This window comes from Paraburkholderia franconis (assembly GCF_009362735.1).
GTDB lineage: Bacteria > Pseudomonadota > Gammaproteobacteria > Burkholderiales > Burkholderiaceae > Paraburkholderia > Paraburkholderia franconis.
In genome coordinates this window covers 1-10532 of sequence record NZ_WHNP01000134.1, presented here as the reverse complement: position 1 = coordinate 10532, position 10532 = coordinate 1, and the positions used below count along the sequence as shown (strand labels likewise).

Annotated in this window: 10 protein-coding genes and 4 pseudogenes; 9 read left to right on the top strand and 5 right to left on the bottom strand. The window is 63.2% G+C overall.

Annotated elements, in window-relative coordinates:
- Window positions 1-243: pseudogene (locus tag GCT13_RS45450) on the top strand (IS6 family transposase); the annotation flags it as partial.
- Here the strand turns inward: GCT13_RS45450 and GCT13_RS45445 are convergent.
- From GCT13_RS45445 to GCT13_RS45425, 5 genes are all read right to left on the bottom strand, one after another.
- Window positions 209-466: a response regulator transcription factor gene (locus GCT13_RS45445; RefSeq protein WP_152768190.1), complete on the bottom strand. Its 258-nt coding sequence runs from the start codon at window positions 464-466 to the stop codon at window positions 209-211. The pseudogene GCT13_RS45450 and the gene GCT13_RS45445 sit on opposite strands and share 35 nt — an antisense overlap.
- A 283-nt stretch (window positions 467-749) precedes the next feature.
- Window positions 750-1316: an Hsp20/alpha crystallin family protein gene (locus GCT13_RS45440; protein WP_152768189.1), complete on the bottom strand. Its 567-nt coding sequence runs from the start codon at window positions 1314-1316 to the stop codon at window positions 750-752.
- A 47-nt stretch (window positions 1317-1363) separates the two neighbouring features.
- Window positions 1364-1642, bottom strand: a complete 279-nt coding sequence (locus tag GCT13_RS45435; RefSeq protein WP_152768188.1) for a hypothetical protein — start codon at window positions 1640-1642, stop codon at window positions 1364-1366.
- A gap of 74 nt (window positions 1643-1716) precedes the next feature.
- On the bottom strand, window positions 1717-2124 hold the full coding sequence (locus GCT13_RS45430) for an Hsp20/alpha crystallin family protein (RefSeq protein ID WP_152768187.1): 408 nt from the start codon (window positions 2122-2124) through the stop codon (window positions 1717-1719).
- A 14-nt stretch (window positions 2125-2138) separates the two neighbouring features.
- On the bottom strand, window positions 2139-2579 hold the full coding sequence (locus GCT13_RS45425; protein ID WP_152768186.1) for an Hsp20/alpha crystallin family protein: 441 nt from the start codon (window positions 2577-2579) through the stop codon (window positions 2139-2141).
- 256 nt (window positions 2580-2835) lie between these two features.
- On the opposite strand from GCT13_RS45425, the gene GCT13_RS45420 reads away from it, so the two are divergent.
- The 8 genes and pseudogenes from GCT13_RS45420 to GCT13_RS45380 all read left to right on the top strand — a co-directional run.
- A complete protein-coding gene (locus GCT13_RS45420; protein ID WP_152768185.1) occupies window positions 2836-3219 on the top strand; it encodes a hypothetical protein in 384 nt (127 codons plus the stop codon).
- Window positions 3220-3906: 687 nt separating this feature from the next.
- Window positions 3907-4197 carry a hypothetical protein gene (locus GCT13_RS45410; RefSeq protein WP_152768184.1) on the top strand — a complete coding sequence of 97 codons (291 nt, stop codon included), beginning with the start codon at window positions 3907-3909 and terminating at the stop codon, window positions 4195-4197.
- Window positions 4198-4247: 50 nt separating this feature from the next.
- Complete coding sequence (locus GCT13_RS45405; protein ID WP_152768192.1) at window positions 4248-4769, top strand: hypothetical protein; 522 nt, start codon at window positions 4248-4250, stop codon at window positions 4767-4769.
- Window positions 4770-5010: 241 nt separating this feature from the next.
- Entirely contained in the window at window positions 5011-6168 is a 1158-nt protein-coding gene (locus GCT13_RS45400) for a sigma factor-like helix-turn-helix DNA-binding protein (RefSeq protein ID WP_227747368.1), read from the top strand.
- 256 nt (window positions 6169-6424) lie between these two features.
- Window positions 6425-6728: pseudogene (locus GCT13_RS45395) on the top strand (co-chaperone GroES).
- Between the two features lie 54 nt (window positions 6729-6782).
- Window positions 6783-8402, top strand: a complete 1620-nt coding sequence (groL, locus tag GCT13_RS45390) for a chaperonin GroEL (RefSeq protein WP_152768183.1) — start codon at window positions 6783-6785, stop codon at window positions 8400-8402.
- Between the two features lie 80 nt (window positions 8403-8482).
- Window positions 8483-10019: pseudogene (gene dnaK / locus GCT13_RS45385) on the top strand (molecular chaperone DnaK); the annotation flags it as partial.
- Between the two features lie 407 nt (window positions 10020-10426).
- Window positions 10427-10532: pseudogene (locus GCT13_RS45380) on the top strand (peroxiredoxin-like family protein); the annotation flags it as partial.

The following is a 10532-nucleotide window of genomic DNA, read 5'->3' as shown; positions in this document are numbered from 1 at the left end:
GCCCGGTTGAACAACCGAGCCGAAAACGGTCATCAGCCCACGCGTGAACGGGAGCGCCGCATGCGCGGCTTCCGCGATGCTGAACGTACGCAGGTCTTCCTGTCGAGCTTCGGGCCGATCCGGCAGCACTTCGCGCTCAAGCGCCATCTACTGCGCGCCTCCCTCTACCGCAAACAACTCGGCCAACGTTTTGCGGCGTGGCATCGCTTCAACGAGTTCGCCCAAAATCCATTCGCTTTCTGAGCGGATGTGCTTCCTCTGCATACCGCGTTGCCAGCAACTTAACGTGACAACGCCCTGGCATCGACCAGTCTGTGATAACCGCGTCCGGGCGCACGCCATCCATTGCGGCCAGCGCGGCGGTTCCGTCTCCGGCCACCATCACGCGGTAGCCGGCGTGCTCCAGGAGCATGCGCATCGGGTCGCGCATTGCGGGGTCGTCTTCGACCAGCAGCAGCGTAGTCATTTGCCAGCATCATCGTCCCGATCCTGCGCGGCACGAAGCATCAGGCGTGCCGAAATGGCCGCTTTTCCCTCACCCGCTCGGGAGCCGTCCGCACGGCGTTGCCGCCTGTTGCAACCACGGCGGCAACGGCTGCGACGGGCGGGCCGCCTGCAGTTTTGTCAACGTCAGGTAATTTCTCCCCGGCCGTCGCAGTGGTAATGGGGCTGCCGGCGCCGCCTCGCGGCCACCGGCCGCCAATCGCGGCACGGCCTGAGCGCACGATCTGCACCATCTGCAGCATCTGCTATTTCCCCTGGCGAATCTCGATCTTGCGCGCGGTCGAGCGCGCGGTGCCCGTCCTGGGCAGACGCACGTTCAGCACGCCCTTGTCGAACCGCGCGTCGACCCTGTCGACGTCGATGTCCTCCGGCAACGGAACCGTGCGCAGGAATGCCCCATAGGCTCGCTCGAGCCGGTAGCAGCCTTTCTCCTCACTGCGCACGTCCTGCTTTTTTTCGCCTCGCAGCACCAGGGTGCCGTTTTCAACCGTTGTATGCAGGTCCTCGCGTTCCACGCCTGGCAGTTCGGCCGTCACCCGTAGTGCGTCACCCTCATCGACGACATCGATATGTGGCTGGAAACGTGCCGGTGCAAAGTCGCCGAACCAGCGGTCAAGCGCTCCGAACCCCGCGTACGGGTCGTTCAGGAACTCATGCATCACGCGCCAGGGATCGGCATGCACGAGTCGCGCGACGTCGTTCCGTTCCGATGACGGCGCCACCGTGTCCGCGGGTTTCGCCTTCCCGTTTGCGCTCGTCCTGTCCTTGCGCAGGAATCTGAACGGGTTCCACTTTTGCAGATCGGTATCCATCGTTTTCTCCGTTTCAGTGTGAAGCTGCTGCGTCGAGCCTTCGGCCGTTACGCGTCAGCATCGAGTGCGGCCGGGGCGCCAAACACACCTCGATCAACGAGTTTGACCACGTACTCGAACGCAGCCTGACGCGCTTCGCCAGCGCTCGCCCAGCGCTCGCCAAAGCGTGGCAGATGCCAGTCGGCGAGGACAGTGCCGTCGGATTCGATGCGCACGATGCCGACGTAGCCATCAGGCGCTGATGTGCGCGACCCGATGTAACGCACGGGGATCGTGCAGATCCGGATCTCACGGCCTTTCCATGCATGATGTGTCTCTTCAGGCATCGAACCTCCCTTTCCAGCGTGCGGGCGGTGGCAGCGCGAGACTGCCGCCGCCCAACCCTTTCACCACTGGCGCATCAGCCCGTCTTGACCTCGATGCGCCGTGGACGCGCTTCCTCGCGGCGCGGGATGGTCAGCTTCAGGACGCCGTCCTGCAGACTCGCCTCGATCTTCGAGGTATCGAAGTCCGGTGATAGCGTGAAGGTGCGTGCGAAACGCGGTTCGCGGACTTCGGCATGCTGCAGGCGCAGGTTGGCAGGCGTCGGGACGACTGCCTCCGCCTCGATCGAGAGGTTGCCGTCGTGCACCCGTATATCCAGCTTGTCTTTGGTGACGCCGGGCAGATCGGCCCACAGCGTCACGGCCTGGCCATCCTCAAAGATGTCGACAGCAGGGGTAATCGTCATGCGGCGGGCGGACTGTTCGGCCTCCCGTCGCGCGAGTGCAGACTGATCGCGTTGAGTGAGTTCTGTGGTGTCGTTCATGATCGGCTCCCGGGTTACTGGACGGAAATGGCACGTGGCTTCGACGACTCGCGCTTACCGACAGTAATCGTCAGGCAGCCGTTCTCATAACGGGCCTGAACCTTGTCGGGGTCGGCCGTCTGCGGCAGTTCGATGACGCGCCGGAATGCGCCGGTGAAGCGCTCCTGCGTGTAGATGCGGGTGTCATCATTCACGTCCTGCCGGGACGGTTTGCGCTCACCGCTGATGCTCAGCACACCCTTGTCGATTGACACGTCGAGTCCGGCGGCGTCGATGCCCGGCGCGAACGCGACGATCTCGATGGAATCGTCGGTCGCGCCGATGTTGACGGCCGGGAAGGTGCCAAACCGGCTCGCGCGGATGCTGGACGGGAACGTATTAAACAGACTGGCCATCTGCCGCTGCAGCCGGTCGAACTCGCTGAACAGGTCGGTGCCGGAATAAAGATCGCTCATGATGCTGTCCTCCTCGAATCACGCATGGAGGCGAACGGGCCTACGCGCTCCAGTTCGCCTGCCAGCGCTGGCAAACAAATCGAAACACGCAGCGTGCGGCCGCCAGGGAACCAACAAGCACCGCACATCTGCCTGAGCGAAACCTAAGATAGGTCCTCCGGTGAAATTTTCAAGGGGCAAAAGCGAGCCTGATCTTGAAAATTTTTGGTCCGCTCCTATCATCGCTGACGAGGTGGTTTGACGATGGGAGGACGTCATGGAATTCGATACCGACTGGTTGACGCTGGGCCCGCATCGCGTGCGGCTGCGCTCCACGAAGGGCTTTCCGACGGAAGCGATGCGCAAGGCGGTGGAGGTCGTCCGCATCGCGGTCGACAACAACATGAGCGCCCGCGCGCGTCTGGTGGAAGTGGTCTGCCAGCAGGAAAAGATCTACGAAGTGACGATCGGCACGACCGTCGCGAAGGACAAGATCTGTGCGCCGCAACTTGAAACGTTCATCGCGGGCGTGCTCGGCCTGCCATCGGACCACATCAGCCTGATCGTCACGACCGTGGAGCAGTCCGAGGTGGATCTGCACTTTGGCGTATATGAAAGGATGCTCGCTGAAAAACTGGGCACGGCGCCGCCGATCCAGTGACACGGCACCGTTAAGGGCGGCGTCGTCCGGCAGGACGCGGACGGGGGGTCTCATCAGGTCACACCGCTGCGTTGGTCGCCCTGGCCAGATGCGAAAAGTTCTGAGGATTTTCCGCCGAAGGCGCGGGCAGAGAGGGTTGTAGCGCCGACGTGGGGGCTGACATGCGGCGCAGCGGCGTCAAGCATCTGAGTGTCACATGTACCTTGAAATTTTTAATCAGTGAAGCTAAGTTATATCCAGCTCAGGCAGTGTGCCCCATGATCCACGGGTTGCACACTGCGTGTTTCGATTTGTTTGCCCCGCAGCATGGCAGGCGAACTGGAGCGCGCAAGCCCGTTCTCTTCCTTGCTGCCTCTAAGGAGAAGACGATGAGCAACCTTCATCCACGCTCGGACTCCCGTCTGTTCGAGCGCCTCCACCGCACGACGGCCTCCCTTGCCGACGTTCTGCGACCGCTCCCGGAACACGCACGTCGCATGCTCCATGCACAGGTCAATGCGATGCGCTCCACGATCCGGCAGTTGAGATCGCGCATGCGCAGGCGCTAGCCGGGTAGTGATCGGGCAAGCATACGACATCAACGCCTTTCACCACACCGGCGAATGCGGCAAGGTGCGGAACGCTCGCATTGCCGCCGGCGTCACCCGGCAACGGCGGCATTGAGCCAGGTCATGACATGATGATCCGATGAAGACGGTCAGAATCGAGCAGTGCAACGGCTACGAGATTCGTATGCGAACGATCCTCGTGCACGACGCGCGCAACATGCCCTGCGCGGAGGCGCCTGCGGCAGCCGGCTATGCCGCGTTCGCGCAGATCGCCCGCGACGGTGAGATCTACGTGGACTGGCACCTGCCGCAGCGTCACAGACGCTGTGGTCGCGAGCAGGCCGAAGCACAGGCGCTGGGCTACGCAGTCAGGCTGGTCGAGCGTCGCCCGTTTGATGGGCCACCGCCGGATTTTCCTGAGGCGGCCTGACGCGGCCTGGCTGCACGTGAGCAGAGTACACAGTTCCGAAGGATGTCATGATGGAACTTCACATGCATTCACACCATTTCGATCGCCGCATGCCTGAGTGGCCGGCGGCCCTCATCGGCGGTTGCGTGGCAGGCGCGGTTTTCCTGGTGATCGAACTCTTCGCCATGCGGGTCGCTGGACAACCCCTGTGGGCGCCGCTACGGATGATTGCTGCGATCGTGATGGGGCGTGACGCACTGCAAGCCGCGCCATTCGCGCCGGGCGTCGTGGCGGTGGCGCTGGTCACCCACTTTGTGCTGTCAATTCTCTTCGCCGTCATTCTCGCGGTGATCATGGCACCTTTCAGCCTGGATTCGAGCGTCGGACTGGCGTCGCTGGTGGGTGTGGTATTTGGCGTGCTCCTGTACGTGATCAATTTCCACGGCATGACATATCTGTTCCCGTGGTTTGCCGATGCGCGAGGCTGGGCGAGTTTCCTTAATCACATCGTGTTCGGGCTGGTGGCGGCTGACGCGTATCTGGCTCTGGAGGGCCGGGAGTCAGACGTCAATGGAAGGACGGGCGCCGGTTGAGGAGAGGCGGAATAAGGATGGGCGCCTGGTGATGATTCGGGCGCATCGAGTGAGGGGTGGGTTCTCATGTGCGTGTCAAACATAAGCAGGATAACTAATGACGGTAAAGCAAGGCTGCCACGGATGACGAGGCATCAAGGGGTGCCGGGATGCGCTGAAAATTCCTGCTCGCCGGGGATGCCGGCTCTGCGTGCTGCGTAGGGTCGCGGACGGCCGGGCGATACCATTGAGGCGGTGGGCCATGGACAGGTTTGAGATGAAAACGGCGATCAGTTACCGTAATGTCGCGAAACTTTCCCGCCCCGGGCTGGAAGACCTGATCAGCCGGCTCACGGATCGGCGTCTGACGCCCCATCTGTCGCACTTCCCGTCCGGGCTGGTACGGCTGCAGGCGACGCTGGAAAGGAGCCTGCATCGCAGTCTCTACCGCGCCCGGCTCAGGCTGGTGCTGCCGGGTGCAACGCTTGCGTGCGGCCACGATGCGCCGGAGCCGGAGACGGCGATCGAGCATGCCATCAACGAAATGGAGCGGCAGTTGGAACGCCACGTCGCACACCTGCGTCACGAGGACGCCTGGCGTCGCAAGGAGCGGCGCGCCGGGTTGCGGCAACTCAGGACGGCGGTGGCCGAACAGGCGGACGCCGCGTCCACGCTGTTCGGCGAGACCGTTCGTCCGCTGCTCGCGTCGCTCCAGCGCTTCGTGCAGCGGGAACTCGCCTATCTTCAGACGCGGGGTGATCTCGCTTCGGACGACCCGTCGGTCGACGATATTGTCGACGAGGCGCTCGCGCGCGCCTGCGAGCGGTTTGCTGAGCGCCCGCGCCGGCTCGCACCGCTGCAGTGGCTCTACCAGATCGCCCTGGAACTGCTTGAAGCAGAAGTCGCACATCGGCAGATCGAGGAAGGCCGGTGCATCTCGCTTGAGGGCCGGCTGCCCGTCCAGCTGCACGAACCGCGTGAAGACGATGACGAGCTGCTGTTCGAGTACTGGCAGCCCGACGAAGTGCTGCGCCTTGAGGACGTGGTGCCGGCGACGGACGGCACGCCTGAGGACGCTGTCATCTCGAGGGAACTGCGCGAGCTGGTCGCCGCACTTCTCGCCGAGCTGCCAGAGCCATGGCGTCGTGCCGTGACGCTCTGCCGTCTTGAAGCGCAGCCGGAAGCCGCCGCGGCACAGGTTCTGGGGATCACGGAGGAGGAACTCCGGCACCGGCTTGCCCATGCCGACGCTTTTCTCAGGGCGAGGCTCGGTGATCTGCGGCTGACACCGCAGCCGTCGGTCGAGCCTGCCGGTTACATCGCGCGGGGCACGCTGCCGCCTGCATCCGGGCTTTCCAGGGATTTTGACGAGGCGACGCGGCGCGATACCCCACAGGGGGCGCGGCCCGTTCATGATTGAACGCGGACGCAGGAATGTCCCAACCATGACGGAGGGCGACGATGAAAACCGCTGCGAGAACGACGCCAGGCCATTTCGATGACGTCGACAGAAGGCTCGACGAGGCGCTGGAGGAAACCTTCCCCGCGAGCGATCCCGTTGCGTGCACGACGATCCCTTCGATCAGGCCGTCAGCCGTGCGATCGCACAAAGCCCGGGCAGACCGGCCCGCGCGCAGTCTGGAAGCCATATGCGAACCGGTCACGGGAGCAGGATCATGAAACTCATGCCCTTGCATGACCGTGTCGTGGTCAGGCGCGTGCAGCAGGAGCGTACGACCGCAGCCGGTATCGTCATCCCCGAGACTGCTGAGCGAAAAGCCGGACCAGGGGGAAGTCATCGCGGTAGGCCCCGGCAGGCGGCTTGAGGACGGCCGCCTTTGTGCGCCCGACGTGAACGTCGGAGACCGCGTACTGTTCGGCCAATACGCTGGCACCGCGGTCAAGGTTGAAGGCGAGGAACTGCTGGCCATGCGCGAAGACGACCTGCTGGGCGTGGTCACATCGGGCCCAGCCGAATAGGCCCCGCGCCCGGTGCAACTGTGCTTCGTTTGACAGGTCAGGAGGTAGCGCGAAATGTCCGCCAAAGATGTCAGGTTCCACGAACCCGCCCGCCAGCATATTCTCACTGGCGTCAACATCCTTGCCGATGCTGTCAAGGTCACGCTCGGCCCCAGGGGGCGAAATGTCGTCCTTGAGCGCGCGTACGGCGCACCAACCGTCACCAAGGACGGCGTGTCGGTCGCGAAGGAGATCGAGCTGCGCGACCGGTTCGAGAACATGGGGGCGCAGATGGTCAGGCAGGTGGCCGCCAAAACCTCGGATATTGCCGGTGATGGTACGACGACGGCCACCGTGCTCGCCCAGGCCATCGTCCGGGAAGGCATGAAGTATGTCGCCTCGGGCCTGAACCCGATGGACCTCAAGCGTGGCATCGACCAGGCCACCGCAGCCATCGTCGAGGCGCTCAGGAAGCTTTCCCGGGCGGTCACGACCAGCCGCGAGATCACGCAGGTGGGCACCATCTCGGCCAATGCAGATGAGGAGATCGGCAGGCTCATCGCGCAAGCGATGGACAAGGTCGGCAAGGACGGCGCCGTCACCATCGAAGAGGGCAAATCCCTGCAAAGCGAACTGGAGGTCGTCGAGGGCATGCAGTTCGACCGCGGGTGGCTGTCCACCTATTTCATCACCGATCCCGACAAGCAGTCCGCTGTGCTTGAAGAACCGTACATCCTCCTGCACGACAAGAAGATCTCGTCGATCCGCGACCTGCTGCCCGTGCTGGAAGCGGTGGCCAAGGCGGGCAAGCCGCTTCTCATCATTGCCGAGGACGTCGAGGGCGAAGCCCTGACCACGCTGGTGGTGAATTCAGTGCGCGGCGTCCTGAAAACCGTGGCCGTGAAGGCACCCGGTTTTGGCGACCGGCGCAAGGCGATGCTAGAGGACATCGCGACGCTGACGGGCGGGCTGGTCATCTCGGAAGAAACGGGCGGCAAGCTCGAAAACGTCAAGCTCGAGGACCTCGGACGGGCCAAGCGGGTGGAGATCGAAAAGGAGGCGACAACGATCATCGATGGCGCCGGTGACCGGAAGACGATTGATGGGCGCGTCCAGGCGCTCCGTCGGCAGATCGACGAGACGACGAGCGACTATGACAGGGAGAAGCTGCAGGAGCGCATTGCGAAGCTGTCCGGTGGCGTTGCCGTCATCAAGGTCGGCGCCGCGACCGAGGTGGAGATGAAGGAGCGCAAGGCACGGGTCGAGGACGCGCTGCACGCAACGCGCGCGGCGGTAGAGGAAGGCATCGTGCCCGGCGGCGGCGTCGCGTTGCTGCGTGCCCGGGCCAGCCTCGGCGATGTGCGGGGCGCCAATTCCGACCAGGACGCGGGCATTCGCATCGTGCTGCGCGCACTTGAAGAGCCGCTGCGCCAGATTGCCACCAACGCGGGCGAGGAGTCTTCGGTCGTGGTCAACAGGGTGCTTGGAGAAACGGGCAATTTCGGCTGGAACGCGGCTTCGGACACCTACGGCGATCTGGTGGAGATGGGGGTGGTCGACCCGACCAAGGTGGTGCGCACGGCGCTGCAAAATGCCGCGTCGGTGGCCGGCCTGATCCTCACCACCGACGCCGTGGTCGCTGAACTGCCGAAAGACGAGGCAAAGGCAGCCGTGCCTCCGGTAGTCGATTATTGATACGGGTGTCCGCACGGCGGCAGAGCGCGTCCGCCTGAGCGGGCAACGCAGGGCAAAGACTGAGCATCGGCAAAGACATCATGGGCAAGATCATCGGTATCGACCTTGGCACCACCACTCGTGCGTGGCGCTGATGGAAGGCAAGCAGGTCAAAGTAATTGAAAACGCGGAAGGCGCCCGTACGGCGCCGTCGGTGGTCGCGTATCTCGACGACAACCAGATACTGGTCGGGGCACCCGCCAGACGCCAGGCCATCACCAATCCCCGCAATACGCTATTCGCAGTGAAGCGTCTGATCGGCCGCCGCTTCGAGGAAAAGGAAGTCCAGAAGGACATCGGCCTGATGCCCTACAGGATCATCAAGGCCGATAACGGCGACACGTGGGACGAAGCCCACGACGAAAAACTCGCGCCACCGCAGGTATCTGCAGAGGTGTTGCGCAAGATGAAGAAGACGGCCGAAGACTACCTCGGCGAGCCAGTCACGGAAGCCGTGATTACCGTGCCAGCGTACTTCAACGACAGCCAGCGCCAGGCGACCAAGGACGCGGGCCGTATCGCGGGGCTCGAAGTCAGGCGGATCATTAACGAGCCGACCGCAGCTGCCCTCGCGTTCGGTCTGGACAGGCAGGAAAACCGTATCCGCAAGATCGCCGTATTCGACCTTGGTGGCGGCACCTTTGACATATCCCTGATCGAGATCGCCGACATGCGCGGCGAAAAACAGTCGAGGTACTGTCGACGAACGGGGACACGTTCCTCGGCGGTGAAGATTTCGACCAGCGCATCATCGACCATCTCGTCGGCGAGATCAGGAAGGAGCAAGGCATTGACCTGTCGAAGGACGTGCTCGCACTGCAACGCCTGAAAGAAGCGGCCGAAAAGGCGAAGATCGAACTGTCTTCGAGCCAGCAGACCGAGATCAACCTGCCCTACATCACGGCAGATGCCTCCGGGCCGAAGCATCTGAGCGTGAAGCTCACGCGCGCCAGGCTCGAGGCACTCGTCGAGGACCTGATCGAGCGCACGATGGAGCCGTGCCGCATTGCGATCAAGGACGCCGGGCTGTCCACGGACAAGGTCGACGACGTCATCCTCGTTGGCGGCATGACGCGGATGCCAAGGGTGCAGGATGCGGTCAAGGCGTTTTTCGGGCGCGAACCCCGCAAGGATGTCAATCCCGACGAGGCGGTCGCGGTGGGCGCGGCGATCCAGGGAGCCGTGCTGTCCGGTGAACGAAAGGACGTGCTGCTGCTTGACGTGACGCCGCTCTCGCTTGGCATCGAGACGCTCGGCGGGGTCATGACCAGGATGATCGAAAGGAACACCACCATACCGACCCGGTTCTCGGAGGTTTTTTCGACTGCCGACGACAACCAGTCGGCAGTCGGCATCAAGATCTATCAGGGCGAGCGCGAGATGGCGAGCGGCAACAGGCTGCTCGGCGAGTTCAAACTGGAAGGCATCCCTCCTGCGCCGCGCGGCATGCCGCAGATCGAGGTGATGTTCGACATCGATGCGAATGGAATCCTGCACGTGTCGGCCAGAGACAAGGCGACGGGCAAGGAAAACCGGATCACCATCAAGGCTTGTTCGGGCCTGTGGCAGTCATCGTTGCCGGTATGGTTGGGCTGCGGATCTGACGCTCGGTACGCGCCAGGAAGTCAGGATCGGTTACACCCATTCGAATCCCTAAAGACCGGTCGTTCATACATGACCACCGGTTGCCGGTCGCAGTCGGACGGCATGCCGCCTGGAGGCGTCCCTCGCTTTGTCGCCGCTCGCTGTTTTTGGCAGGCACGGCACCTTAAGCCGGTCTGAGCGCTTTCACGAACGCTGATAGGCCGGTGAATCACGCTCCTGATATTGGCAGAACCTCGTGCGCCCATGCCTTCGAAGAATGGGTGTTATTCGCCCGAGCTATCTACCGGCGCGACGCTCGTTCTCCGATGATGAGACCCAGGACGAGCCCACGGCTCGCCGACCTTAACCGATACCACTGAGTAACGAACGGGAGACCCATCATGTCGCTTCAGGACAAGCTCGACGCATTCAAGGCCGATTTCAAGGCGGGCAAGCCGCCGTACAACGCACCGCCCGAAATCCATCCGATCATGGAACGCGCGACGG